Source organism: Pseudomonas sp. P5_B3 (assembly GCF_056400405.1).
In genome coordinates this window covers 25,524-51,965 of sequence record NZ_JBFULI010000007.1, presented here as the reverse complement: position 1 = coordinate 51,965, position 26,442 = coordinate 25,524, and the positions used below count along the sequence as shown (strand labels likewise).

23 protein-coding genes are annotated in these 26,442 nt (G+C 60.0%); 10 read left to right on the top strand and 13 right to left on the bottom strand.

From position 1 onward, the window contains the following. Positions 1-125 precede the first annotated feature (125 nt). From colR to AC1DRN_RS06630, 5 genes are all read left to right on the top strand, one after another. Positions 126-809, top strand: a complete 684-nt coding sequence (gene colR, locus AC1DRN_RS06650) for a two-component system response regulator ColR (protein WP_007985839.1) — start codon at positions 126-128, stop codon at positions 807-809. Then, on the top strand, positions 799-2,067 hold the full coding sequence (locus tag AC1DRN_RS06645) for a sensor histidine kinase (RefSeq protein WP_223459979.1): 1,269 nt from the start codon (positions 799-801) through the stop codon (positions 2,065-2,067). The genes colR and AC1DRN_RS06645 overlap by 11 nt, the downstream gene beginning before the upstream one ends. Positions 2,068-2,227: 160 nt before the next feature. After that, entirely contained in the window at positions 2,228-2,896 is a 669-nt protein-coding gene (locus AC1DRN_RS06640; RefSeq protein ID WP_223460067.1) for a class I SAM-dependent methyltransferase, read from the top strand. Between the two features lie 4 nt (positions 2,897-2,900). Further along, the gene (locus AC1DRN_RS06635; RefSeq protein WP_223459982.1) at positions 2,901-3,614 is read left to right on the top strand and encodes a lipopolysaccharide kinase InaA family protein; all 714 of its coding nucleotides are present in this window, start codon (positions 2,901-2,903) and stop codon (positions 3,612-3,614) included. Between the two features lie 2 nt (positions 3,615-3,616). Next, positions 3,617-3,844 (top strand): hypothetical protein, encoded by a 228-nt coding sequence (locus tag AC1DRN_RS06630; protein ID WP_223459984.1) that lies wholly within the window; start codon positions 3,617-3,619, stop codon positions 3,842-3,844. Positions 3,845-4,060: 216 nt separating this feature from the next. Here AC1DRN_RS06630 and AC1DRN_RS06625 read toward each other — a convergent pair whose 3' ends face one another. The 7 genes from AC1DRN_RS06625 to AC1DRN_RS06595 form a co-directional block, all read right to left on the bottom strand. Then, positions 4,061-7,087, bottom strand: a complete 3,027-nt coding sequence (locus tag AC1DRN_RS06625; protein ID WP_223459986.1) for a multidrug efflux RND transporter permease subunit — start codon at positions 7,085-7,087, stop codon at positions 4,061-4,063. Positions 7,088-7,100: 13 nt separating this feature from the next. Continuing rightward, positions 7,101-8,249, bottom strand: coding sequence for an efflux RND transporter periplasmic adaptor subunit (locus AC1DRN_RS06620; protein ID WP_223459988.1), 1,149 nt, complete (start codon positions 8,247-8,249; stop codon positions 7,101-7,103). Positions 8,250-8,449: 200 nt separating this feature from the next. Beyond that, the gene (locus tag AC1DRN_RS06615; RefSeq protein WP_223459990.1) at positions 8,450-9,550 is read right to left on the bottom strand and encodes a DUF1513 domain-containing protein; all 1,101 of its coding nucleotides are present in this window, start codon (positions 9,548-9,550) and stop codon (positions 8,450-8,452) included. A gap of 14 nt (positions 9,551-9,564) precedes the next feature. Continuing rightward, positions 9,565-10,629 (bottom strand): imelysin family protein, encoded by a 1,065-nt coding sequence (locus AC1DRN_RS06610; protein WP_223459992.1) that lies wholly within the window; start codon positions 10,627-10,629, stop codon positions 9,565-9,567. Between the two features lie 27 nt (positions 10,630-10,656). Continuing rightward, on the bottom strand, positions 10,657-12,084 hold the full coding sequence (locus AC1DRN_RS06605) for a di-heme oxidoreductase family protein (protein ID WP_223459995.1): 1,428 nt from the start codon (positions 12,082-12,084) through the stop codon (positions 10,657-10,659). A 281-nt stretch (positions 12,085-12,365) separates the two neighbouring features. Continuing rightward, complete coding sequence (locus AC1DRN_RS06600) at positions 12,366-13,721, bottom strand: imelysin family protein (protein WP_223459997.1); 1,356 nt, start codon at positions 13,719-13,721, stop codon at positions 12,366-12,368. Positions 13,722-13,974: 253 nt separating this feature from the next. Next, positions 13,975-16,026, bottom strand: coding sequence for a putative bifunctional diguanylate cyclase/phosphodiesterase (locus AC1DRN_RS06595; RefSeq protein WP_223459999.1), 2,052 nt, complete (start codon positions 16,024-16,026; stop codon positions 13,975-13,977). Between the two features lie 872 nt (positions 16,027-16,898). On the opposite strand from AC1DRN_RS06595, the gene AC1DRN_RS06590 reads away from it, so the two are divergent. Beyond that, the gene (locus AC1DRN_RS06590; RefSeq protein ID WP_056726117.1) at positions 16,899-17,165 is read left to right on the top strand and encodes a DUF6124 family protein; all 267 of its coding nucleotides are present in this window, start codon (positions 16,899-16,901) and stop codon (positions 17,163-17,165) included. A 130-nt stretch (positions 17,166-17,295) separates the two neighbouring features. Here the strand turns inward: AC1DRN_RS06590 and AC1DRN_RS06585 are convergent, their stop codons facing one another. The 3 genes from AC1DRN_RS06585 to AC1DRN_RS06575 all read right to left on the bottom strand — a co-directional run bounded on the left by AC1DRN_RS06585 (position 17,296) and on the right by AC1DRN_RS06575 (position 19,066). Then, positions 17,296-17,892 (bottom strand): superoxide dismutase, encoded by a 597-nt coding sequence (locus tag AC1DRN_RS06585; RefSeq protein ID WP_223460001.1) that lies wholly within the window; start codon positions 17,890-17,892, stop codon positions 17,296-17,298. Between the two features lie 164 nt (positions 17,893-18,056). Then, on the bottom strand, positions 18,057-18,659 hold the full coding sequence (locus AC1DRN_RS06580; RefSeq protein WP_223460004.1) for a LysE/ArgO family amino acid transporter: 603 nt from the start codon (positions 18,657-18,659) through the stop codon (positions 18,057-18,059). Positions 18,660-18,664: 5 nt separating this feature from the next. Continuing rightward, positions 18,665-19,066, bottom strand: a complete 402-nt coding sequence (locus tag AC1DRN_RS06575) for an ACT domain-containing protein (protein ID WP_223460006.1) — start codon at positions 19,064-19,066, stop codon at positions 18,665-18,667. Positions 19,067-19,162: 96 nt separating this feature from the next. Here AC1DRN_RS06575 and AC1DRN_RS06570 point away from each other — a divergent pair, with 96 nt between their 5' ends. From AC1DRN_RS06570 to AC1DRN_RS06560, 3 genes are all read left to right on the top strand, one after another. Next, complete coding sequence (locus AC1DRN_RS06570; protein WP_223460009.1) at positions 19,163-20,056, top strand: LysR family transcriptional regulator ArgP; 894 nt, start codon at positions 19,163-19,165, stop codon at positions 20,054-20,056. Positions 20,057-20,110: 54 nt separating this feature from the next. Then, positions 20,111-21,103: an NAD-dependent epimerase/dehydratase family protein gene (locus AC1DRN_RS06565; RefSeq protein WP_223460012.1), complete on the top strand. Its 993-nt coding sequence runs from the start codon at positions 20,111-20,113 to the stop codon at positions 21,101-21,103. A 117-nt stretch (positions 21,104-21,220) separates the two neighbouring features. Then, positions 21,221-22,093, top strand: coding sequence for an ATPase (locus AC1DRN_RS06560; protein ID WP_223460014.1), 873 nt, complete (start codon positions 21,221-21,223; stop codon positions 22,091-22,093). Between the two features lie 99 nt (positions 22,094-22,192). On the opposite strand, the gene AC1DRN_RS06555 is transcribed toward AC1DRN_RS06560, so the two are convergent. Both AC1DRN_RS06555 and pobA read right to left on the bottom strand, forming a co-directional pair. Next, entirely contained in the window at positions 22,193-23,710 is a 1,518-nt protein-coding gene (locus AC1DRN_RS06555; protein ID WP_223460017.1) for an MDR family MFS transporter, read from the bottom strand. A 78-nt stretch (positions 23,711-23,788) separates the two neighbouring features. Continuing rightward, positions 23,789-24,982 carry a 4-hydroxybenzoate 3-monooxygenase gene (gene pobA, locus AC1DRN_RS06550; protein WP_223460019.1) on the bottom strand — a complete coding sequence of 398 codons (1,194 nt, stop codon included), beginning with the start codon at positions 24,980-24,982 and terminating at the stop codon, positions 23,789-23,791. Positions 24,983-25,163: 181 nt separating this feature from the next. Here pobA and AC1DRN_RS06545 point away from each other — a divergent pair, with 181 nt between their 5' ends. Beyond that, positions 25,164-26,060: a helix-turn-helix domain-containing protein gene (locus tag AC1DRN_RS06545; RefSeq protein ID WP_223460021.1), complete on the top strand. Its 897-nt coding sequence runs from the start codon at positions 25,164-25,166 to the stop codon at positions 26,058-26,060. A gap of 9 nt (positions 26,061-26,069) precedes the next feature. Here the strand turns inward: AC1DRN_RS06545 and AC1DRN_RS06540 are convergent, their stop codons facing one another. After that, positions 26,070-26,246, bottom strand: coding sequence for a hypothetical protein (locus AC1DRN_RS06540; protein WP_007986083.1), 177 nt, complete (start codon positions 26,244-26,246; stop codon positions 26,070-26,072). Positions 26,247-26,442: the final 196 nt, after the last annotated feature.

Here is a 26,442-nt window from a genome sequence, read left to right as displayed (position 1 = left end):
ACCTGTCAATCATACCTTTTGGTTGAGCGAATTGATCCATGCACAGCCTTCCCCTAGCCGTGGGCCACACTTGGCCTTAAGCTGCGCGGGCCACGACGGCCGTTACTGTGGACGGAGAGATACCCATGCGAATTCTATTGGTTGAAGACAACCGCGATATCCTGGCCAACCTGGCCGATTACCTGGGGCTCAAAGGCTATACCGTGGATTGCGCGCAGGACGGTCTTTCGGGTCTGCATCTGGCAGCCACCGAGCATTACGATTTGATCGTGCTCGATATCATGCTGCCCGGCATCGACGGCTACACCCTGTGCAAGCGTCTGCGCGAAGATGCCCGCCGCGAAACGCCGGTGATCATGCTCACGGCCCGCGATCAACTGGATGACCGTCTGCAAGGCTTCAAGTCCGGTGCCGATGACTACCTGATCAAACCGTTCGCCCTGTCTGAGCTGGCGGCGCGTATCGAAGCGGTCATGCGCCGTACCCAGGGCGGCGGACGGCGGACCTTGCAGGTCGGCGACCTGAGCTATGACCTCGACACCCTGGAAGTCACACGCGAAGGCCGCTTGCTGAAACTCAACCCGGTCGGCCTGAAGTTGCTGGCCGTGTTGATGCAGAAAAGCCCGCATGTGTTGCGCCGTGAAATTCTTGAAGAAGCGCTCTGGGGCGACGACTGCCCGGACAGCGACAGCCTGCGCAGCCATGTCCACCAACTGCGCCAGGTGATCGACAAGCCGTTCGCCAAGCCATTGCTGCAAACCGTGCACGGTGTGGGGTATCGCCTGGCCGAGGGGCGTGATGGAGTTTAAGCAGAGCCTTTCTCAACGAATCATCATTGCCTTTGCGCTGATGAGCGCACTGGTGGCGGGTGCCTTTGCCATGGGCATCGTGGCGACCGTGCACCTAGTGGAAGAAAAGCTGATTTCGGCAGGCCTGGGCGGCGATTTGCAGCGCCTGTTGCTGATGGACAATGTCACGGACTGGCGCCATCGTCCCGAGCCGGACCAATTATTCTACTTCAGCAGCGGGCCAGGCGATTTCAGGTTGCCCAAGGATTTGCGGCACCTGGAGCCGGGCTTTCATGAAGTGTTCCGTGAAAACCTGTCGTACCACGCCATGGTCGAAATCGTCGACGGCCGACGTTACGTGCTGTTGCAGGACCAGAGCGACTTCGAAGAGCGTGAGCGGGTGCTGTTTGCCGTGGTGCTGGTGGGTTTCGTACTGAGCCTGGCGCTGGCGGTATTTCTCGGCTGGGTCCTGGCCCGCAAGGTCATGGCGCCGGTGGTGCGGCTGGCCCGCCAGGTACGCCATCGTGATCAACTGCTCGGTTTAGCCCCCCCTTTGGCCCCGGACTATGCTGCCGACGAAGTGGGCGAACTGGCCGTGGCCTTCGACGCCACCCTCGGGCGCTTGCGTCAGGCCTTGACCCGCGAGCGGTTGTTCACCAGCGACGTCAGCCACGAATTGCGTACGCCCCTGATGATATTGGCCAGTTCCTGCGAGTTGTTGCTGGAAAACCCCGGTATCGATCAGCGCGGCCGCGCCCAGGTCGAGCGCATTGCCCGGGCGTGCGAAGAAATGCGTGAGCTGGTGCAAACCTTCCTGATGCTGGCCCGTGCTCAACGCGAAGACGCCAGCATGTCGCCGCAACAGTCCCTTAGCCAGGTGGCCGAGGGCCTGCTCGGTCTGTGGCGCGAGCCCATAGAAGAAAAAGGATTGAAGTTGATCTTCGAACCGGGGAACCCCAAGGCCAAGGGCTACAACGCGACATTCCTGCACGCGGTGATGGGTAACTTGCTGCGCAATGCCTTGCATTACACCGAACAGGGCTTCATCCGCCTGACCCTGACGGGTACGGGCTTTGTGGTCGAAGACAGTGGCGTGGGCATTCCCGAGGAAAAACGCGAGGCGATGTTCGAACCCTTCGTTCGGGGCGACGAAAAGCGCGGGGAAGGCCTGGGCCTGGGGCTTTCACTGGTGCAGCGGATCTGTGAAAACCAGGGCTGGAGCGTCAGCCTGACAACCATGGAACCTAGTGGCTGCCGTTTTCAGGTGGAGTTGTCCTGAATTTGATCAGTTGAGTCGGGTGTTCAGCAAACGCTACCTATTCTGTAAAACCCTGTAATATTTCGGGGTTTCCCGTGACAAATTTTTCACAAGTGGATCACCTGTCGCCGACACCCCAAAGCCCAAGGTAGTTGCTATCAGAAGTTCAGGAGACCTGATGATGGGCGGTCCGATCAAACTCGATTTTTCCGAAAAGTACGACGATCAGCACGCACAACGCTATTTGCGCAAACATCAGGAGGGTCTCGGCCGTCGATTGTCCCATTGGCGTGACGAACAACTGGCGCGCAAGGCGTTGGCTCTGGTTGGCGAGCCTGGTTTGATCCTCGATTTGCCGTGCGGTGCAGGGCGTTTCTGGCCCTTGCTGGCAAAAAAATCCAACCGCGTGATCATCGGCGCCGATAACTCGCAGTCCATGCTGAAGATCGCAGCCCGGGCGCAACCTGCCGACGTGGTAAAACGGGTACAACCCTTGCACACGTCTGCATTCGACATTGCTTTGCCGGACAACTCCGTCGACAGCATTTTTTGCATGCGCTTGTTCCACCACATCGGTGAAGCCGAGCATCGCATGGCCATTTTGCGCGAATTCGAGCGAGTTTCCCGTGACAGTGTGATCCTTTCGCTGTGGGTCGATGGCAACTTCGAGGCATGGAAACGCAAGCGCTCGGAGAAAACCCGTGGGCAGGAAGGTTACCAAAACCGGTTTGTGTTACCGGCCGCTACCGTAGAAAAGGAAATTGAGCAGGCGGGTTTCCTCATCCAGGAACAACTGGACTTTTTGCCGCTCTATGCGATGTGGCGAGTTTACGTATTACGCAAGAGGTAACAGGATGGCAGTGCAGTGTGCAGCAGAAACGGAAGTCGCTCCCCAGGACCGCTTCGATTACTTTTGGAATCAGCGCGGTGAATGGGTGGAAGAACCCAACGTCCGTCGCGGCGGGGAAAGCGGCGTTCAACGGGTGATGGGCAGCGATGGTCAACTGCTCTACGTCAAGCGTCAGACCGGGCATATCCATCGTAGCTTGCAGCACCCTTTCGGGCGGCCTACGGTAATGCGCGAGCATGCTGCGCTCATCGGTGTGACCGAGCTTGGCGTACGGGTTCCGCAAATCGTTTTCTGCGGCGCACAGCGCGATCCTGTGCACAAGTGGCGTGCCTTGCTGGTCACCAAGTCGCTGGACGGCTACGAGGAAATCGATCGCTGGTATGCCGGTGGCGGTCGCGAACGTCATGGTGAAGCCATAAACGACCGGGTGCTCAAGGACCTGGCTGAAAACCTGGCTCGCATGCACAAGGGCCGCTGGCAGCACGGTTGCCTTTACGACAAGCACGTATTCGTTCGCGTGACGGGTGAGGGCGAGTCGGCCAAGGTCGAAGTTGCCCTGATCGATCTGGAGAAGTGCCGACGGCGTTTGACCGCCTATCGCGCAGCTGTCCATGACTTGAAGCAGTTGCGTCGCCACTCGTCGTTCAGCGCGGCAGACTGGCAAAAGTTCATCTATTTTTATGAGACGGCGTTTGGCAGCGCTATCAAGGGTTTATAGCGATGAAACTCGAAATTGCACGAGGTTTGTTTCTGGTAGGAGCCTTGGCAGTTGCATCGATCGCGATGGCAACCTGGGAGCAACCACGCCCCCAGGTTCTCAGCTCGATAAGCGCGGAAGAACATTGTCCATTGCCACGGGTTGCGAAGGCATCCGTGGCCACTCGACCCGATCATGATCTGTTGTTGTTCATGTTCGGACTTTCTCAGGGATTGAGGTCGCAAAATTGAACCGATTGAAGCCCAAATGAAAGGCCTCGCTGATGCGAGGCCTTTTTTTTACCTGAAGAAAGCAGCCAGGTATCACACAAAACCCTGTGGGAGCGAGCTTGCTCCGGGCGGCGTTCCGACGATGGCGGCGTATCAGTCGATATCTATGGTGGTTGACACGCCCTCATCGCGAGCAAGCTTGCTCCCACAGGTTCCTCTCCCATAGATACATCTGTGTCAGGGTTGATCGGGCTTGGCCAGCAACGTGTAGATGCAGGGCAACACAAACAGGGTGAACAGCGTGCCGATCGACATGCCCGTCGCGATGACCGTGCCGATATCGAACCGGCTGACCGCGCCGGCACCGGTGGCGATGATCAATGGCACCATGCCGAACACCATCGCCGCGGTGGTCATCAAGACCGGACGCAGCCGGATGGCCGCCGCTTCCTCTACTGCTTCCCGTGCCGTCAGGCCCTTGTCCTTGCGTAGCTGGTTGGCGAACTGGACGATCAGAATGCCGTGCTTGCTGATCAGCCCGATCAACGTCACCAGCCCGACCTGGGTGTAGATGTTCATGCTCGACCAACCCAGGAACAGCGGAATCAATGCTCCGCAGATAGACAGGGGCACGGTGACCAGGATCACCAGCGGGTCGCGGAAGCTTTCGAACTGGGCCGCCAGCACCAGGAAAATGATCGCCAGTGCCAGGGCAAAGGTGACCCATAGGGCACTGCCTTCCTGAACGTACTGCCTCGATGCGCCGGCGTAGTCGAAGGCAAAGCCGGCGGGTGCCTCTTCCCGGGCGATCTGGCGCACCAGGTCGATGGCTTCCCCCATGCTCACCAGCGGTACTCCGGACAGGATGGCCGAGTTGAGTTGCTGGAACTGGTTCAGTTGTCGTGGTCGGGCACGGTCGGTGACGGTGATCAGGGTCGATAACGCCAACAGTTCGCCTTTGGTGTTTTTCACGTAGTAATTGTTCAGCCAGTCCGGGTTGTCGCGGAACGGCTGCTCGACCTGGGCAATGACTTTGTAGCTGCGACCTTCAACAGTGAAACGGTTGATCTCGGCTTCACCCAGCATGGTCGCCAGGGTTCCCCCCAGATCCTGCATGGAAACCCCCATCTGCGCGGCCTTGGCGCGGTCGATATCGACCACCACTTCCGGCTTGTCGAAGGCCAGGTCAACGTGGACAAACGCAAACTTGCCGGATTCCTTTGCACGTTTTTTTACCCGGTCGGCCACCTGCAGCAGCAATTCGTAATCGTTGGCGGAGTTGATGACGAACTGGAACGGCACGCCTTCGCCGGTGCCCGGCAGTGATGGCAGGTTGAAGCCGAAAATCTGCAACCCCGGGATCTTTTCCAGTTTGGCCTGCACCTCGGGCAGGATCGCCATTTGCGTGCGACTGCGCTCGTTCCACGGCTTGAGCAGGAAACCGCCGATGCCCGACTGCACGCCGTTGAAACCGTTGATCTGGAATGACGAGTAGTACTCGGGAAACGCCTTGAAGATCGAGACGAACTCATCGGTGTAGATGTTCAGGTAGTTGAGGTTGGTCGGTTGCGGGGCGTTGGCTATCATGAAAATGATGCCCTGGTCCTCATCCGGCGCCAGTTCCGATTTGGTGAATTTGAGAAAGACCGGAATCAGGCACAGTACGATCACGGCGAACACCAGCACCACCGGCCGGGTGTTGAGAGTGCCGTGAAGCATGCTCTGGTAGCGGCGCTTGAGGTTTTCGAAAATCATGTCCAGGCGATGGGCCAGGCCACTGGGGTTCTCATCGTGACGCAGAAGGAACGCACACATCATCGGCGACAGGGTCAGGGCAACAATGCCGGAAATCACCACCGCGCCGGCCAGAGTCAGGGCGAACTCCTTGAACAGTGCCCCGGTCAGGCCGGTCAGGAAGCCGATCGGTGCATACACCGCGGCCAGGGTGATGGTCATCGAGACCACCGGCATGGCGATTTCCCGGGCACCTTCAATGGCGGCGTCGAGCGGTGTCTTGCCTTCCTCGATGTGGCGGTGAATGTTTTCCACCACCACGATGGCGTCATCCACCACCAAACCGATGGCCAATACCATCGCCAGCAGGGTAAGCAGGTTGATGGAGTACCCCATCATCTGCATGAAGAACATGACGCCGATCATCGACAGCGGGATGGTCACCACCGGGATCACCACCGAACGCAGGGCGCCGAGGAACAGGAACACCACCACGATCACGATCAGCACCGCTTCGAACAGGGTTTTCACCACTTCATCGATCGAGGCCTGGATGAACAGGGTGGCGTCGTAGGCGATCTCAGCCTTGAGGTTCGGCGGTAGCTGGGCTTCAAGTTCCGGAAGGATCTTGCGCACTTCCTTGATCACTTCCAGCGGGTTGGCGCCGGGCGTCGCCTTGATGCCGATGTACACCGAAGGGGTGCCACCGAACGAGCTGATGGTGTCGTAGTTTTCCGCGCCCATTTCCACACGCGCCACATCGCGCAGCAGCACGCGGCTGTCGCCATCGACCTTGAGCGCAATCGCCCCGAAGGCTTCGGCGGACTTGAGTTCGGTATTGGCGTTGATGCTGGTGACAACGTATTCGCCTTTCACCTCACCGGCGGCCGAGAGGAAGTTGTACTGGCGCACCGCGTTGGTCACATCGCTGGCACTGAGGCCGAAACCAGAGAGCTTCACCGGGTCCAGCCACAGGCGCATGGCAAAGACCTGGTTGCCGAGGATCTCGGCTTCGGCCATGCCGGGCAAGGTCGCCAGTTTCGGCTGGATCACCCGCGACAGGTAATCGGTAATCTGCGGGTTGCTCAATTCCTTGCTGAAAAAACTCATGTACATCAGCACTGACGCATCGGCAGATTGTTTGCTCAGCACCGGGTCTTCAGCGTCCTGGGGCAGCTGGCTCTTGACCTCGTTGGCCTTGGCCAGCAGTTCGGTAAACAGACGGTCGCTGTTGGAGCCGACGCGCGCGTAGATCGAGATCACCGAAAAGTTCTGGCGACTCACCGAGGTCATGTAGTCGATGCCCTCGGCGCTGGCCAGGCTTTGCTGCATCGGTTGGGTGATGTAGCCCTGGATGGTCTCGGCGTTGGCCCCGGGGTAGGCGGTGGTCACCGTGATCAGGGCGTTTTCCATTTGCGGGTACTGGCGCAGGGGCAGCTTGCCCCAGGCCTGGAAGCCCAGCAGCACAATCAGCAGGCTGACCACGGTTGCGAGAACCGGGCGGCGGATGAACGGATCGGTAAAAGCCATGGGGATTCCTTGATCAGTCCGCGCGTGGCGGGCTGTTCCGCTCGGCCAGGGTCTTGTCGTCGCTGATGGCAATGTGTGCGCCGTTGTCCAGTTTGAGCTGGCCGGCGGTCACCACTTTCTCGCCGCTCTGCACGCCTTTGGTGATCATCACTTGCCCATCGCGGCGTTCGCCGGTTTCGACAAAACGCCGTTCGGCGATCAGCACCGGCTGGCCCTTGTCGTCCTTTTCCGGGCTGCCATCTTCGGCCTTCTTTGGTACGGCCACATACACGGAGTTGCCGTAGAGCGTGTAGGTAATCGCGCTTTCCGGTACCACGATGCGCGATTGCGGGTCGGGCAGGAGCACCTGGAGGCTGGCGAACATGCCTGGCATCAACTTGCCATCGGGGTTGGCCAGCGTGGCGCGGACCTGCACGTTACGGGTGCTGTTTTCGACTTTGGGGTTGATTGCACTGATGGTGCCGGGGTACTCCTGGGTCGGATACGCCGCGACAATGACCTGCACTGGCTGGCCGAGAGCAATCTTCGGCACCGACTGCTCGGGCACAAAAAAGTCGACATACAGGCTACTGAGGTCTTGCAGGGTGGCGATCATGGTGCCGCTGGCAAGATAGTCGCCAACGTCTACCTGACGAATGCCGATGGTGCCGCTGAAGGGCGCGACGATGCTTTTTTTGCCGAGCGCGGCCTTGAGTTGATTGACCGTGGCCTTGCTCTTTTTCAGCACCGCTGAAAGTCGGTCGAACTCGCCTTTGGAAATGGCCTGGCTGCCGACCAGTTGGCTACCGCGACCGTAATCGAGCTGTGCCAGCCCGAGGTCGGCCAGGGCAGTTTCCAGCAGGGCACTTTCCACGGCGCTGTCGAGGCGCAGGAGTGGTTGACCGGCCTTGACCTTTTGCCCTGACTCGAACTGGACATCAATGACGGTACCATCGGTCTCCAGGCTCAGGTCCACGCCTTGCAATGCCTTGAGCGTGCCAACGCTAGGCAGGCGGGCTTGCCATGGGCGCTCGGTGGCGGTGGCCACGGCAACGCTGATGGCCGGTCTGGGCGCAGAGTAGCCTTGAACCATCGTGTAGATCGAGAAGGCTTTGTACGCGGCCAGGACCAGCACAATCAGTAGAACGACACCCAACATGATCAGCATGCGGCGACGCAGCATATCCAGTTCCTTGGAGAAAATCAGGTGAGACAGCGGGGCACATTACCGGGAGTGTAGAGGGTAATCCGACTGCCGTTTTTACAGGTTGTGAGGTATTAGAGGGGGGAAAGCCTGAAAAGATTCGCCGCCTCGGGCCGCGCCTGCGGGATGTTCGTTATCCCGATGCAGGYGCGGCCCAAGGCGGCGATCTTTTGAATGATTTACGCCATCAGATGCAGATGGTTGTCCCAGAGCCCTGCGGGTAGCTCCAAGGGCTTTGCAATTAGATTGGTCTGGCGGCAGTCGTAGTAGCGGCAGCGCCCCTGTCCCGAAGTCACGACAAAACCATCGGCCACGGCACCGACCCCGGCGCAATCGGGCAGAGGTGCATCCAGCCGTACTTCACCGCTGTCCAGGTCCCAGATGAAAAAGCGGTTGCCCCGCGGTGCGGTCAACGCCACCAGGCGCAAGTCACTGTGTACCGCGACGCTGGCGGTGTAATGCCCCATGGCCTGCAACTGGTGCTCGGGCACCGGGAACGCGACGAAAGGCTGACCGGGACGCTTGATCGCCAACAGTTCGGACGACTCATGGGCCGCGCCCATGAACTGCTGGCTGGCGACGATGGTGCCGTCGCTGGCGATGGCCAGATGGCGCACGCTGTTCATCTGCTGGGCGAGGGTTTCCTTGCTCAGCAGGGTGCCGTCACGTTGCATCAGGACCAGGCTTGGTTCCATGGCGTTGAGGTTCATCTCAACCCGGCTTTCGGCCTCGGTGCGAATCCCGCCGTTGGCCACCACCAGGGTTTCGCCATCGGGCATCCACGACACCTGGTGCGGCCCGAGGCCGTGGGTGGAAATCTCACCGCTGTGCACCAGCCGTTCGCCTTCGAATCTGTACACGCCGAGCAGGCCGCGACCCGGATCGCTGGTGTCGTTTTCGGTGGCGTACAGCCAGTCGCCGCTGTGGTGAATGACCGCGTGTCCGTAGAAGTGCCGGTTCGGCTGTGACACCACGGTTTGCAGGAGCGCGCCGTCGCGCAGGTCGATCAGGTAGCTCTCGGTACCCGGGCGGCGGGCGACAAACAGCGCAATCGGCAGTGTCGGGTGGTTGATGATGTCGTGGCAACGCTGGCCGACCCGGGTGGCGAACACCTGGGTGCCATCGAGTCGATAACCGACGGCGTAATGCCGGCCATCGGTATCGTCCCGTGCCGACAGCAACAATGGACTCTTGTCCTTTTGCTTGAACAGCTTCCAGCCGCTCAGCGTCACTGCACCCAGCAGCAAACTACCTAATGTCAGAACCTGGCGTCGCAGCATGGAACGGGCCCTCATCAGTCACCGTCGTTGGCGTTGAAGCCCAGTTGGATGCCCAGCGCTTTGGCCAGATCAGCCTCGTGCAGACGATGTACAACGTTGAGGCTTTCGTACAGGTCATTGAGCTGCTGGCGGCCGGCGTCGTCACCGAGCATTTCGGTCAGCGAGCGCTGGTTGCTGGCGAACAGTTTCAGCGAGGCGGCATAGGCGGCATCGATCTTGTCGGCCAACGGTTTCTGCTCGCTCGGCAACAGGCTGCGCAGGCCTTTGTTGTCCACGCCTTCCCAGACCGTTTTGGCGGCCGCGAGGCTGGCTTCGAGGCTGGTCAGGGACGACTGGCTGCGCCATGCATCGGCCTGGAACGGTTGCGGCACGCCCTTGGTCTGGCGGCCCATCGGCGTGCCGAGTTTTTTCTTCAGGGTGTCGATGGCCGTGACTTGCACGCGCAGCAGATCGGCGATCGCCTCATGGGAGTCCGCGTAGCGCTGGTTCGGGAATTTGCTCATTTGCGCGAGCATGCCATCGGTGTTGTTCCAGGTTTGCAGAATCTCTTCGGCCAGTTGCTTCTGGCGTTCGCCAATCGCGACCAACAGCGGGCAGTACTTGGCCTTCTGTTCAGCGTTGGCCACATCAGGCTTGCTGTCGAACAGAATGTATTCGTAAGCCGAAAGGCCCTGTACTACGACGCTGGATTTGGCCAGAGCAGCGGCATCGATCTGTGGCTGGGCGGTGACCAGTTGCTCCACCTGACGGCCGACCAGGTTTTTCTTGTCCGGCCAGAACTGTACTTGCCACGAACGGTTGCCTTCGGCCAGCGGCCCGATCAGCAGCGGTTGCAGTTCGGCCCAGGCCTTTTGCGCGTGCAGGAAATCGGCACGAGCGGTTTCCAGGGTTGCCTTGCCTTCGCAGTAGGCGAGGGCGCTGACCGCCAATTGACGGTCGGCTTCAACCCAGCGGGTATAGGTCGGCAGGATCACCGACTTGGCGATGGCCGACGACGTGACCGCTTGTGGGTCTTGGGGCGAGCAGGCGCCCAGGGCGAGTGCGGCAAGGCTGGTGAACAACAGTTTGGGACGGAACATGTCGGGCTCCCGCGAGTGGAATGCGTGTTAAAGGGAATTCAGGAACGCCAGCAACGCAGCGCGTTGCTCGGCATTGAAAGACAAAACCTGTTGCTGCGCCGCTGTCGCCTCGCCGCCATGCCAGAGCACGGCTTCGAGCAGGTTGCGGGCGCGGCCGTCGTGCAGGAACTGGGTGTGGCCGCTGACCGCCTGTGTCAAGCCGATGCCCCACAAGGGCGGGGTACGCCACTGGCGGCCGCTGGCCTGGAATTCGCTACGGTTGTCGGCCAGGCCGTCGCCCATGTCATGCAGCAGCAGATCGCTGTACGGGCGAATCACTTGATTGGCCAGTTCAGGTTCGGCGGCGTTGGCGGCGGTGGTGTATTTCGGGGTGTGACAGGACTGGCAGCCCGCCTGATAAAACAGGGACTTGCCGGCCAGCACTTCAGGTGCGTTGACGTCACGACGGGCCGGTACGGCGAGGTTACGGCTGTAGAACAGCACCAGACGCAGGATGTTGTCGCTGACTTCCGGCTCGCCATTCGGGCCGTTGCCACTGGGTGCCTGTTTGCAAGCCGTTTGCGCGTCCGTGCAGTCATCAAAGGGTCTGAGGCTGGTCGTGAGGCCCATATCACCCGAGAACGCGTGAACATTTTGTTGATTGAGGGTCGGTTGTCCGGCTTTCCAGCCAAATCGTCCCAACACTGTCTTTTGTTGGGCATCGTCCCACACCTGGTTCGGGCGTCCGGCGATGCCGTTGTTCGCCTTGGCCTGTGCCTCGGCATTGGCCAGGATCGCTTCGTCGGGGATCGATTCGAGCAGGCCCAGGCCAATCATCGGCGGCGCTACACGTGCCGAGAAACGGGTGTCGGGGTGCATCGGGCCGTAGCCCAACTGGGTGATGTTGAGGCTTGGTTTGCGCAGTTCGACTTCGGTGCCGTCCTTGAAGCGAACCTGCACGGGGGTGTAGTCGACTCGCACTTTGCCTTCGGGGGCCACGCCGGGTACGGCCATGTCCTGGAACTGACCGCCGTAGACGGGCTCCGGCACTACGCCAAGCTGTTCGATGACCTTGGCATACGCCGGGGCGTCGGGAATCGACAGGCGTACCAGCATCGACACGGCGTTCACATCGTCCGGAGTCGGCGGATGGCCGCGGCCGTCCTTGATGTGGCAGCCCTGGCAGGCATTGGTGTTGAACAGTGGACCGAGGCCATCGCGGGCGGTCGTCGTCGACGGGGCGATCACCCAAGGGCTGCGGAAGAAACTGTTGCCGACACTGAAATCCACGCGCCGTGACGGCGGCAGATTCGCCGAGGGCATGGAAAACGCGTTCTGATCGGTCTTGCGCACTGTCGCACTGCCGCCGGAGCGGGCTTCACCGGGTTCTGCCCGGGTGAATTGCGGGGCGTCATCGCAGGCACTCAGGCCCAGGGCCAGAAACAGTGCGGACAAGCGAAGAGGCAGCGAGGGCATCAGACATCCTGCAAGACGAGCAAAACAAGGGCGCAAAGTCTAACAGGGGATGGGAATTTGAATAAGAGGAATTATCGTTTGCTTGATGTGGGGCAATTGTCGCGGCCAACCCGGCCCCCTGTGGGAGCGAGCTTGCTCGCGATGGGGCCGTGTTAGTCGACATCAACTTTGAATGACATACCGCATCGCGAGCAAGCTCGCTCCCACAAGGGGGACTGCGTGTAGCAGGTAAGAAAAAGGCGACCCGAAGGTCGCCTTACTGATCACTCAGCCAGCGTTGATCAGAATTCGTGATCAGCGTTGTCCGGGTTCAGGTCGTTGATGCCCAGTTTGCCAGCGGCGGCTTCGATCGAACCGGTCTGCTTGACCAGCGATGCGATAGCGTCGCGGACGATCTGGTTGCCCGCAGTGTTGCCGGCAGCGATCAACTGGTCGTAGTGCTCACCCTTGTTGGCGTGGTCGACCATGACCTGGATCTTGGCTTCGGTAGCAGCCAGGTCGTCTTTCAGTACGGTGTCAGCGGCCGGATCAGCCTTGGCCACCAGGGACGACAGGCTGGCGCCAGTCATTTTGGTGCCGTCGACACGGGTGTATTCACCCAGGTACACGTTACGGATGCCCTTGGCATCGTAGAAGTGCGAGTTGTGGGTGTTGTCGCTGAAGCAATCCTGTTCGTCTTCCGGGGAGTTGGCTTCCAGGGAAACCTTCATGCGCTCGCCCGCCAGTTCGCCCAGGGACAGGCTGCCCATGCCGAACAGCATTTTGCGCAGGCCGGTTTCAGCCGGTTCCGCTTCCAGGGTGGCGCGGTAGTTGTCGGCCACGTTCGGCTTCCAGTTACCGACCATTTCCTCCAGGTCGCTGACCAGCAGCTGAGTCACGGACTTCAGGTAGGCACGACGACGATCGTTGTGACCGCCAGTGGCGCCTTTGCCTTCCAGGTAGTCCGAAGCCGGACGGTTGCCGGCGCCAGGACCGGTACCGTTCAGGTCCTGGCCCCAGAGCAGGAATTCGATGGCGTGGTAGCCGGTGGCGACGTTGGCCTCGGAACCGCCCAGCTCGTTCAGGCTGGCGAGTTTTTCCGGGGTGATGTCTTTGACATCGACCTTGTCTTCGCCGATCTGCACTTGAGTGTTGGCGATGATGTTGGCGGTGGCACCCGGGTTGCCCAAGGCGTGTTCGTAGGACTTGTCGACGTAGTCGATCAGGCCTTCGTCCAGCGGCCAGGAGTTCAGCTGACCTTCCCAGTCGTCAATGATGGTGTTGCCGAAGCGGAACACTTCGCTCTGCAGGTAAGGCACGCGAGCGGCAACCCAGGCTGCCTTGGCGGCTTTCAGGGTGTCGGCGTTCGGCTTGGCGAGGAAGGCGTCGACGGCGGTTTGCAGGGTCTTCGCGGTGGATTCGGCATCGCTGTAAACGGCGAAAACGATGTCGGCGTAATGGGCGACAACGGCTTTGGCGGCGGCTTCGTCGACTTTACCGGCAGCGGCAGGCGCAGCGGCTGGAGCAGCCGGGGCAGTCGCAGTGCTGGCAGCTGGTGCAGGCGCGGCAGCTTTTTCCTGGTCTTTACCTTCGCCGCAACCGGCGAGGGAAATAGCGATGGCCAACAGACTGGCGGTAGCCAGAGGCATACGAATCATGGCGAACATCCTGCTTCGATAAGGGGTGGAGTGGTGCGATGCGCACGCAAAACTGCGACATAATGCAAATCTTTCGCATTATGTGTAAAGGGTTGTACCTGTAAATATTTCTTATTCACGGAGGCGCGCATTTCATCCTGTGGGAGCGAGCCTGCTCGCGATGGACGTCAACGATGACGCGCGCAGTCTGAATGTACGCGGCGCCGAGACGTCCATCGCGAGCAGGCTCGCTCCTACAGGAGGGGTGTGTTTTTTACAAAATAGCGGCGTTACTGCGTTGGGCCTGCTTCAGGTAGGCGCCCAGCTCCCGTGCCGGCAAGGGTTTGCTGTAGTGATAGCCCTGACCTTCGTGGCAGCCTTCGGAGATGATGTAGGCCTCTTGCTCGGCGGTTTCCACGCCTTCGGCAATCACCTGCATGCCCAGGCTCTTGCCCAGTTGGATGATGGCCCGAACGATGGTCGCATCGTCGTCGTCATCGAGCAGGTCCTGAACGAAGCTCTTGTCGATCTTGATCTTGTCCAGCGGCAGGCTCTTGAGATAACTCAAGGATGAATAGCCGGTGCCAAAGTCATCGATGGCGATCAGCGCGCCGGAGCGGCGCAGGCTGAGCAGGTGCTGGGCCGCCGTGCTGATGTCTTCCATCAGACCGGTTTCGGTGACTTCCAGCTCCAGGCTGCGTGGTGGCAGGCGATACATCTGCAGCAGGTTGTTGACCACCCGTGGCAGTTCGGCGTGGTGCAATTGAACCGTGGACAGGTTTACCGCCATGCGCAGGTCGCTGAAGCCCTGGTCATGCCACTCGCGTAATTGTTTGCAGGCCTGGTCCAGCACCCATTCGCCGATGGCAATGATGGTACCGTTCTGTTCGGCCAGCGGGATGAACAGGTCCGGTGGCACCATGCCGTGCTCGGGGTGTTGCCAGCGAATCAGGGCTTCGACGCCCACCACGCGGTTATCGCGATAGCTGATCTGCGGCTGGTAGACGAGGTAGAACTGATTGCGGATCAGTGCATCGCGCAGGTCTTTTTCCAGCTCGCGGCGGCGGCGCATTTCGGTGTCGACGCTGGCGATATAGAACTGATAGCGGTTGCGCGAACGGGTCTTGGCCAGCGTCATGGTCTGCTCGGCCTTTTGCAGCAACTTCTCGGTGCTGTCACCGTCCTCGGGGAACAGCGTGATGCCGATGGTGGCGCGCAGGCGGATCTCCTGATGATCGAGAGCAAACGCCGCTTCCAGATCATCGAGAATGCTTTGTGCCAGCTCGGCGGCTTCATAGGGTTGCTCGATATCGGCCTGGACCAGGGCGAACTGGTCGCCACCGAGACGGGCGAGGGCACCCAGGCGACCGCTATGCCCGCGCAGGCGATCGGCCAGGGCCAGCAACAACTGGTCGCCGGTCTGGTAGCTGAACTGCTCGTTGATGCCCTTGAAGTCATCGAGGCCGACACACAACACCGCGACCCGGCGCTGCAGTCTGCCGGCGTCGATGAGGATCTTGTCCAGTTGCTGCTGCAATTGCTGCCGGTTCGGCAGTCCCGTCAGGAAGTCGTATTGGGACATGCGCAACAGGCTGTTTTCCGCTTCGTGGCGCAGATGGGTATTGCGTTCGATGGATTCGAGCAACTGGTTGGCGGTGTTGATCCAGATGCCCAGTTCGTTTTTCTCGTGGCCCTTGAGCAGCGGAATCTTGTGTTCGCTGGGACGATCCGGATTGATTTCCGTGAGGTGCTTGATGATCCGCGACAGCGGCTTGGTCAGCAGCCAGTGATAGACCAGATACAACACCAACCCCATGGCGAGCGCGCGCAGTACGCCGGAAATGAAGATGATCACCGAGCTGACAATGAACCCTTGGCCGTAAGTGGCGGTATCGAGGGTGATGCTCAGATCGCCGTAATACTCGCTGTAAGGCCCGCGACCGACCAGTTGGGTGGTGAAGGTGCGTTCCTTGCCAAGAATCGGGTCGGTCAGCCAGCGACTGTAGGAGTGCTGCAACTCGCGGGTTTTTTGCGCGAGCATGGCTTCGTTGGGATGGCCGATGGAGGCCTGGCGCACGGCGGCGTCCTGAAACAGGCCTTCGATTACCTGCATGCCCATTTCCCGGTCCAGGCTATATACAGCCTGGGTCGAGGGGTCGCGAAACATGTCGAGGATGCGCTGGGCATCGCTGGCGACGGCCTGGCGTGTTTTATAGGCATCGAACACAATCTGGGCGCAGCTCAAGACCACGCCGACGATCAATGCCGACAGGAGCACGACCCGGAGCAACTTCACCGACAAGCTGTTCTTGAGTTCCAGCTTCAAAGGGTTATTCCTTGTTCCGTGCGGGTAGCATCAAGTTGCCATGAGTATTGGCAATCCCGTGATGGCAGTCAAAGGGACAATCATCCCTGGGGGATTTTGCCTTCAGCCTGGCCGATTTGCAGTTGTCCTGGCGAGTTAGCCTATTAGCACTGTGTCGGTTGTCGAGTCCTTCAACTTGAGGGGCAGGAGTGGAGATATTTTCCTTTTGTTTGATGTTAGTCGTCCGGGGCGTTGGGGCAAGGAGGGCAAGACTTGTTTCATCGTGGGAAATTGTCCTGGGTTGCTCGCTCAGGCGGCCAGATAGCCGACCTGATTTCGCGGATGTATTACTCCGTAGGAGCTGCCGAAGGCTGCGATCTTTTGATCTTGTTTGTAGGTAATAAAGCCAAAAGATCGCAGCCTCGTTGCACTCGACAGCTCCTACAGGGAAATGCGTACGCATGAAGAACCAGGCCTGCCAGCCGACCAATCTCCCACGCCTCTAAGCTGATCGTTCCCACGTTCCCGCGTGGGAATGCTGCCAGAGACGCTCCGCGTTACGTTTTTGCTGGTTAGCGGTGTAGGAAAGCGCCAGAAGTTTCCCACGCAGTTTTCAGGTTGCCCGTCGGAAGCGGGCTGAATAGCCTTTGGCTGTCGCTGAAAACTCAGCGATCGGGTGTGAGAACCCGGCAAGTCATAGTCATCCAGTGCCAGTATCCGCATAATTGCCGCCAGCTTATCCGCTGTTTGTAAATGCGTTATGGCGGCTGTGTGCGGGCAGACTTTTGTCTGGCCGGGTGCCTATGACCGGTTTTCTCACCTCGCACATAGCTGCCACCTCTTTGCCGTGTGAGAACGGCAATGGGTGGCACCCACCGCATAGGAATATTTCAGTGGATAAGTTAATCCCCGATCCGCCCTTAAATACAGCCAAACCCTATACCCCGAACACCATGTTCATGATCGTCCCGGACATGGACACCGAATCCCTGCTGGCCCACGCTTGTGAGTCATTGGCTTCGGCCAATGTCATGGCGAGTGATTTCGCCACCTTCCTGACCGGCCCTCAGCGCAATACGGCGTTGGCCATTGCGCAGATCATCATGCTGGCGGAACTGGCGGTGAATCGTGCGTTGGATAACGTCGATCCGCAGGGATAGGTATTCAGTCAGGTTGACCGCTTCGTCGTTCATCGCGAGCCTGCTCGCGAAGGGGCTCTGCCGAACGCTGAAAATCCCGGGCAATAAAAAACCCGGCTAAAAAGCCGGGTTCTTTTGACTGGCGTCGAGATTAAGCGGTGAAGGTTTTGCCTTCGAACTGCTCAGCCACGAACTTCCAGTTGACCAGGTTCCAGAACGCTTCGACGTACTTTGGACGCAGGTTGCGGTAGTCGATGTAGTAAGCATGTTCCCAGACGTCGCAGGTCAGCAGCGGGGTGTCGCCGTTGGTCAGCGGGTTGCCGGCGCCGATGGTGCTGGCCAGGGCCAGGGAACCGTCAGCTTTCTTCACCAGCCAGCCCCAACCGGAACCGAAGGTGCCGATGGACGTCTTGCTGAACTCTTCCTTGAACTTGTCGAACGAACCGAAGGCCGCGTTGATGGCTTCAGCCAGTACGCCGGTTGGTTGACCGCCAGCGTTTGGCGCCAGGCAGTTCCAGTAGAAAGTGTGGTTCCAGACCTGAGCGGCGTTGTTGAAGATACCGCCCGAGGAAGTCTTGACGATTTCTTCCAGGGTCTTGCCTTCGAACTCGGTGCCTGGCACCAGGTTGTTCAGGTTCACGACGTAGGTGTTGTGGTGCTTGTCGTGGTGGAATTCCAGGGTTTCCTTGGAAATGTGCGGCTGCAGGGCATCGTGTGCGTACGGCAGCGGCGGCAATTCGAAAGCCATAATGATTCTCCTAATCAGGTCAGTTGCGGTGAGCGCAAGGCCGATCACGGGCGGCCAGACAAGCGCCGGGGAGTTTGTACTCTTTGCGGCGCAGGGAGTCGGATCATAGCACCGGGGGGGCGGCATAACCACGCAACAACTGTGTGGAATAGAGGTTGCGCCAATCAGATGGCCGCGATCAGCTGCAGCGCTACGGCAAACATCATCAAAGCCACCAACAGATCGAGTATTCGCCAGGTGCTGGGGCGGGCGAGCCACGGTGCCAGCCATGCCGCACCGAGCGCCAGGGTGAAAAACCACAGCAGCGAGGCACTGGCCGCGCCTACTACATAAGCGCCGGGCTCGGTTTGTTGTGCGCCCAGGGAGCCGATCAGCAAAACGGTGTCCAGATAAACGTGCGGGTTGAGCAAGGTCACCGCCAGCGCGCTGAGCATGACCGCCCGCAGCGAGCGTACGGTCTGGCTCTCGCCCTGCTCAAGGCTCTGTTTCGAAAAGGCCCGGCGCAGTGCCTGGCTGCCATACCACAACAGAAACGCTGCGCCACCCCAACGGGCGATGGCCAACAGCGTCGGGTTCTGCGCCAGCACCGTCGCCAGGCCGAATACCCCGGCGGCCACCAACAGGGCGTCGCAGGCCACGCACAGCGCCGCCACCGGCAGGTGATGTTCACGCCGCAGGCTTTGCGCCAGCACAAACGCATTCTGGGTGCCGATCGCCATGATCAGGCCGAAGGCCACGAGCAGCCCGTTCACATAACTTTGCCACATGATTTTTACTCCGCGTTGGCTGCCAGATCCCGCAGTACTTGCAGGGCACGGTCGGCGTCGGCCTGACCGACAAACAAATGGTCGTGGTAGTAGCCGGCAATCACGTTGCAGCTGATTCCGGCCTTGCCCAATGCGGTGGCGAACGCGGCGGTCAGGCCGACCGCTTCGAGGGCCGAATGCACGTTCAGGGTGATCCAGGCGGCGATGTAGTCGAAGCTGAATCCGGCTTTTTCGGCGAGGGAACGTTCGAGAATCACGGTCAGGCCTTCCTGCTCGCGAAAGCTGCCGACAATCTCCAGATCCTTGGGCAACTTGCCGTCGCGCAGGGTGCAGAACACGTATTCGCCGGCGTTGAGTTGCGGGCTCATGCTGCGCAGCAGCGTTGCCAATGAAGTTTCGCCAGCCATGTGGGTGATCCTTGTTCAAGAGTTCGTGCTGGTCATTGTCCTTGTGAAGGTTGTATAAGAAAAACCAATCTTGCTGATCGCTCATTAGGAAAACTGATGTTCGACTATAAATTGCTTTCTGCCCTGGCCGCCGTGGTCGAACAGGCCGGTTTTGAACGGGCGGCCCAGGTGCTGGGTTTGTCGCAATCGGCGATTTCCCAGCGCATCAAGCTGCTGGAAGCGCGGGTTGGCCAGCCGGTGCTGGTGCGGGCCACGCCGCCGACGCCGACGGAAATCGGTCGGCGGCTGCTCAACCACGTGCAGCAGGTGCGCTTGCTTGAACGGGATTTGCAAAGCCTGGTGCCGGCGCTGGATGAAGAGGGCCTGCCGGAACGCCTGCGGATCGCCCTGAATGCCGACAGCCTGGCCACTTGGTGGGCGCAGGCCGTGGGGGCGTTTTGCGCGGAACAGCATCTGTTGATGGATCTGGTGGTCGAAGACCAGACCGTCGGCCTCAAGCGCATGCGCGCCGGTGAAGTGGCGGCCTGCGTCTGCGCCAGCGAGCGTCCGGTGGCGGGTGCGCGCAGCGTGTTGCTGGGGGCCATGCGTTACCGGGCACTGGCCAGCCCCGCGTTTATTGCCCGGCACTTTCCGCAGGGCGTACGCGCCGATCAGTTGGCCCGCACCCCGGCGCTGGTGTTTGGCCCGGACGATTTCCTGCAGCATCGCTACCTTGCGTCCCTCGGCGTCGAGGGCGGTTTCGAACACCATTTATGCCCGTCCTCCGAAGGTTTCATTCGTCTGACGGAAGCCGGGCTGGGTTGGGGGCTGGTTCCGGAACTGCAGGTGCGCGAGCAACTGGAAAGGGGTGTATTGCAGGAGCTGCTGCCAGATAAGCCGATCGATGTGCCGTTGTACTGGCATCATTGGCGTAATGGCGGCCAGCTGCTGGGGCTGCTCACCGATCAATTGGTCAGCGCATCGAAGCAGTGGCTGGTGCCCTTGGACTGACGCGCAGCGTCAAGACCTCACGTAATACGCAAAACGAAAAATTCGGAGCAATTCATGAAGATTCTGGTTACCGGCGCAAGCGGCTTCATCGGCGGGCGCTTTGCGCGTTTTGCCCTGGAGCAGGGCTTGGACGTGCGGGTCAACGGTCGCCGGGCCGAGAGTGTGGAGCATCTGGTACGCCGCGGAGCCGAGTTCATCCCGGGTGACTTGAGCGACCCGGAACTGGCGCGCGAACTGTGTTCGGACGTCGAGGCCGTGGTGCATTGCGCCGGTGCCGTCGGTTTGTGGGGGCGTTATCAGGATTTCCATCAGGGCAACGTCCAGGTCACCGAGAATGTGGTCGAAGCCTGCCTGAAGCAACGGGTTCGGCGGCTGGTGCATTTGTCGTCGCCGTCGATCTACTTCGATGGTCGCGATCACCTGGGCCTGACCGAAGAACAGGTACCCAAGCGCTTCAAACACCCTTACGCTGCCACTAAATACCTGGCCGAGCAAAAAGTCTTCGGCGCCCAGGAGTTCGGCCTCGAAACCCTGGCCCTGCGCCCGCGTTTCGTCACCGGGGCTGGCGACATGAGCATCTTCCCGCGCCTGTTGAACATGCAGCGCAAGGGGCGCCTGGCAATCATCGGCAACGGTCTGAACAAAGTTGACTTCACCAGTGTGCAAAACCTCAACGAGGCATTGCTCAGCAGTTTGCTGGCCAGCGGTTCTGCGTTGGGCAAGGCTTACAATATCAGCAACGGCACGCCGATTCCGCTGTGGGACGTGGTCAATTACGTCATGCGCAACATGGAAGTCCCACAGGTAACCCGCCACCGTTCCTACGGCCTGGCCTACAGCGTGGCGGCGCTCAACGAGGGTGTGTGCAAGTTGTGGCCGGGGCGTCCCGAACCGACGCTGTCGCGTCTGGGCATGCAGGTCATGAACAAAAATTTCACCCTGGACATCAGCCGCGCCCGGCATTATCTGGATTACGATCCCAAGGTCAGCCTCTGGGCGGCCCTCGATGAATTCTGTGGCTGGTGGAAGGCTCAGGCTATTCGCTGACGTTAGAACAACGACCCCTTACTGAACCGGATACGGGGCTTCAGGGTCAATGGTTACGGCTGTGGGGTTTATACTGCGCGGCATAAAGCCATCATGTGTTTCACTAAGGTTTATTCAATGTCCATGCGTAACGATGCCAACGACGACTTTGACGATGTACCGAGCTTGCGTGCAGACGTTCTCGATGACGATTTTCCGCCCACTGCCCGCACGGTCGTGCATTCGCGCACGGCGCCGGTGGTAAAGGTCAAGGCGCCGAGCACCGGCCCCCTGTGGGCGTTGGTCGGGGCGCTGTTCTTTGCGTTCGCGGGCCTGGCCTGGTGGAGCTTTCAGCAGATTTCCCTGATGGAACAGCAACTGGTGGCGACCCAGGAAAGTTTCGCGCGAATCAGTGAGGAAGCGGCAGGGCGACTGCAGGACATTTCCGGAAAGGTTGTTGCCAGCCAGACCAGTGTCACCACCGACAGCGAGGCCTTGAAGCTGCAAATCCGCCAGCTGGAAAGCAAACTCAAGGATCAGGGCGCCCAGCAGCAAGGTGTTGCCGGTCAGGCCTCGGACCTGGACAAGCGACTGGCACAAATGACCGCGCAAACCACCGAACTGGACAAACGCCTGGCGCAGTTGACTGCCCAGGATACCGAACATCAGACGGCCAATACGCAGTTGCAGGCCCAGGTCAAAGCCTTGAGCGCTGAATTGGCCGTCTTGAAAAGTGCCCCGTCCGATTCGGAAAAACTCGATGCACAGCTGAAAAGCCTGGGCGCCGATATCACCGCGCTGAAGAAACAAGGTAACCCGAGCGCTGCTATCGAGCGTCTCGAGCAGGACATGATCGTGCTCAAGAGCCAGCAGGACAACCGTCCGGCTGCCGCACAGGGCTCGACCAACACTGCCGAGTTCGATGCGTTCCGCAGCCAGGTCACCCGCAACATCAACACCCTTCAGGCGCAGGTCCAGAACTTGCAGCAGCAACTGCGCGCCCGGCAGTAGTCGACTGTTAATGAGCATTTAGTGGCGAGGGCAAGCTCCCTCGCCACAAGCATGTCTACTACCTGCGCATCGGCCAGCGAAGGCCGCAGTACGGCCTGCCTATCGAACTTTGTCCTCGCGCCCGCGCAACAACATGTTCGGCATGGCAATCGCCGCCGCCAACCCCAGCAGCGACACCACTGCACTGACCGTCAGCAAGTGCCGGAACGTCAGCAACAGCTCAGCGCGCAAGGCGTTCTGTGCCTCACCCGGTGCGGCGTTCAACCCGTCGAGCAACACATTCCCCGAACTGCCTTCGGCAATCAGCGACGAACCGGTCAGGTGCGCAAAACTTGAATCCTGCAACAGCGCCAGCAGCAGCGCCGACATCAATGCCACACCCACGGCACCACCCAGCGAACGGAACAGATTGGTGGTGCTGGTGGCGACACCGATGTCGCGCTGGTCCACCGAGTTCTGCGTGCCGACCAATGACGTCGGGAACTGCATGCCGGAAGAAATCCCGCAGAGCAACATGAACAGGCTGCTCACGACGAATGCCTGCGGCGGGCTGAACGCCATGCCAAGAATCGAGATGGGCATCAGCGCAGCACCGGTAAGGATCATCGGTTTGTAGCGCCCGGTCACGGAAGTACGGCGGCCGGCGAAATACGCGCCAATCGGCAAACCCATGGCCAGTGGCAGCAAATGCAGGGCGGCGCTGTCGGCACCGGCACCGGTTACGCTCTGGAAGCGCAATGGCATCAGCACAATCAGCGAGATGGCCTGGAAACTGGTAAAGAAAATCGTGCACCAGCACAGGATCGCGTTGCGGTTGGCGAACAGATGCATGGGCAGCAACGGCTCCCGTGCCCGCCGCTCGTGAACGACGAACAGCCCCAGCACCAGCACCGCACTGGCCAGCAGCGCCAGCACTTCGGCACTGCGCCAGGAATGGCCCTGACCGACCTGCGTGATGCCCAGTAACAACGCCGTCAGCCCGATGATCATCAGCACGGTGCCCAGGTAATCGATGATCGGTTTGCGTTGCGGAATCGGCAGGCCCACCAGCGTACGGTAAGCCACCAGCCAGGCACCCAGGCCCAGCGGCAGGTTGATCAAAAACACCCAGCGCCAGGACAGGTATTCGGTCATGTAGCCGCCAAGCACCGGGCCGGCCACGCTGGCCACCGCGTACATGCTGCTGAAATAGCCCTGATAACGACCGCGCTCCCGTGGCGGCACGATGTCACCGATGATCGCCTGGCTCACCGAAATCATCCCGCCGGCGCCGATGCCCTGGAAGATCCGCGCCAGTACCAGTTGCTCCATGCTCTGGGCCATGCCGCAGAACACCGATGCCAGGGTGAACAGGCCCATGCCGAACAGCATCAGCTTGCGCCGCCCGTACAGGTCGCCCAGTTTGCCGTAGATCGGCACCGCCACGGTCATGGCCACCATGTAGCCGGAAATCACCCAGGCCAGTAGGCTGACGTCCTTGAATTGCGCGGAAATGGCCGGCATCGAAACGGCGACGATGGTCTGGTCCAGCGCCCCGAGAAAGATCGCCAGCATCAGGGCGATCAGCACGCTGCGGATGGCGGGTTTGAGCGTTTCAGGCTGGTGGAGATTGGTCACGGGAAAACCTGCGGGCAGTGATTGACCCGCACGAGGCAAGGCGAGCGGGAATGCTCGCCAGTGTAAGTCGATAGCAAGCTATTCGATAGTCTCGTACGGAAGCCCGACGTAGTTTTCCGCAATGGTTTTTCGACCCGCCTCGGAGTCGATGAAATAGTCCAGTTCCGACTCGGCAATGCGCTGGCTAAAGGCATCGTGGTCGTCGAATCGGTGCAGCATCGAGGTCATCCACCAGGAAAACCGCTCGGCCTTCCACACCCGGCGCAGGCAGATTTCCGAGTATTTCTCCGGCAGATCAAGGCGATCTTCGCGGTAAACCTTGAGCAGGATGTTGAACAGCGTACTTACATCACTGGCCGCCAGGTTCAGGCCCTTGGCGCCGGTGGGCGGGACGATGTGCGCGGCATCTCCGACCAGGAACATGCGCCCGTACTGCATGGGTTCGACCACGAAGCTGCGCAGTGGCGCGATGCTTTTTTCGATGGACGGCCCCGTTACCAGTTTGTCCGCCAACTGTTGTGGCAGTCGCGATTTGAGTTCGTCCCAGAAGCGTTGATCCGACCAGTTATCGACATGATCGCTGGTGGGCACTTGCAGGTAGTAACGGGTGCGTGTCGGCGAGCGCATGCTGCACAGGGCAAAACCGCGCTCATGGCGGGCGTAGACCAGTTCTTCGTGGACCGGCGGGGTATCGGCCAGGATCCCGAGCCAGCCGAACGGATAGATCCGTTCGAAGACTTTCAGGCTGTCGGCGGGAATCGATTGCCGCGCCACCCCATGGAAGCCGTCGCAACCGGCGATGTAGTCGCAATCGAGTCGCCAGGTCTCACCGTCCTTCTCAAAAGTGACAAACGCTTCATCGGTTTTCATGCCATGGGGAACGACGTTGGTGGCTTGATAAATCGTCTGCGCGCCGGCCTCCCGACGAGCGGCCATCAGGTCGCGGGTGACTTCGGTCTGGCCGTAGATCATCACGGTTTTGCCACCTGTCAGGGCGTGCAGATCGATGTGGACCTGGCGCCCGTCGAGGGCCAGTTCGAAGCCGCCATGCACCAGTCCCTCGGCGTCCATGCGCTGACTCACGCCGGCCTGGCGCAATAGCTCTACCATGCCTTGTTCAAGTACGCCGGCGCGGATTCGGCCGAGCACATAGTCCGGGGCCTGGCGTTCTAGAATGACGGTGTCGATACCGGCGTTGTGCAGCAATTGGCCGAGCAACAGGCCTGCAGGGCCGGCGCCAATGATGGCGACTTGGGTTTTCAGCGTTTTCATTGTTTTTATGACTCGCAAGCTCCACGCGACCAGGGCCGGTGAATGATTTTTATGGATCGAGTGCTTGCATTTTTCCCTTGCGAGTCTGTCAATTGAAGGTGAAAACTGAGCCGATACCTGTACATTCTGCCAATCGGTGCGATTATCGCCCGTCATCTACTCCGAGACCTGGATTGAAGTGATGAACAAGCCTGACCTGCCTTCGATTCCGGTGTTCAAGCTCTACGGTGAAAGCCTGGATTGGCCGACCCCGGACTTGCTGCACTGTGAAACCATTTCCAAACGCAGTCGCGAACATCATTGGGAAATCAAACCCCACCGCCACGCTGATTTGTGCCAGTTGCTCTTCGTGTTCAAAGGTCAGGCAGAGCTTGAAATCGAAGGCCAACGTACGCAACTGGTGGAACCGGCGATCCAGATCCTGCCACCGCTGTCGGTGCACGGCTTTCGTTTTTCCGAAGACGTGGAAGGCTTTGTCGTGACCCTGGCCGCGCCGCTGATCGCGCACCTTCAAATGCAGTTGGGACACTCGGTCAATGCCCTGGCCCAGGCCGAAAGTTACCCGGCAGGCAAGGACGCCGAGTACCTCAACAGCCTGTTCAGTGCCCTGCAGAACGAATACACCAGCCATCAACCGGCGCGGGAAATGCTCATGCATTCGCTGGTCAGTGTGATCATGGTGTGGGTCAGCCGCCAGGTGATTCAGCGTCGCACCGCCATGGCGCGACCGCAGCGGGCCCGGGAATACCTCAACGGCTTTATTCAACTGGTGGAAGAGACCTATCGCCAGCACGTCAAGGTCGAGGACCTGGCGCACCGGCTGGGGATTTCCGTGTCGCACCTCAATGGCACCTGTCGTGAGCTGGCGGGGCAACCGGCATTGCAGATCATGCACGAACGGCAATTGCTGGAGGCCAAGCGTTTGCTGACCTACACCGGCATGACCATTTATGAAATGTCCGACGTGTTGGGGTTTTCCGATCCGACCAACTTCACGCGCCTGTTCCGGCGTCGTGTGGGGATTTCGCCCAAGGCCTTTCGCGACCGCTTGAAGGCCGATCAGGACAACGAAGCCTGACCCCCTTCGTTACCGGAGGGCGTTGAGGGTGGCGTTGTGGGGAATGCAGCGCTCGAAGTTGCAGCTCGCATATTCGCGGGGCAGGTTGCGCAGTTGCTCTACGCGCCAGGCGGCAGCGCCATACAGCCCGAGCGTGACCGCGCAGGTGATGAAGATCGCGAGGTATCTTCTTGTTCTGATGTTCATGGCGTTGACCTCTGAACGAATACCTTTCGGTATTACTTTGAGCATAGGTCAGCGCCGGTGAGTTACCAGCAAGCCGCGTCATGGATGTACCGCGACATTCAGAACGCTGATGTCTCCTGTGGGAGCGAGCTTGCTCGCGATAGCGGTGGATCATCCGGCATTGTTGTCGACTGACCTGACACCATCGTCGGAACGC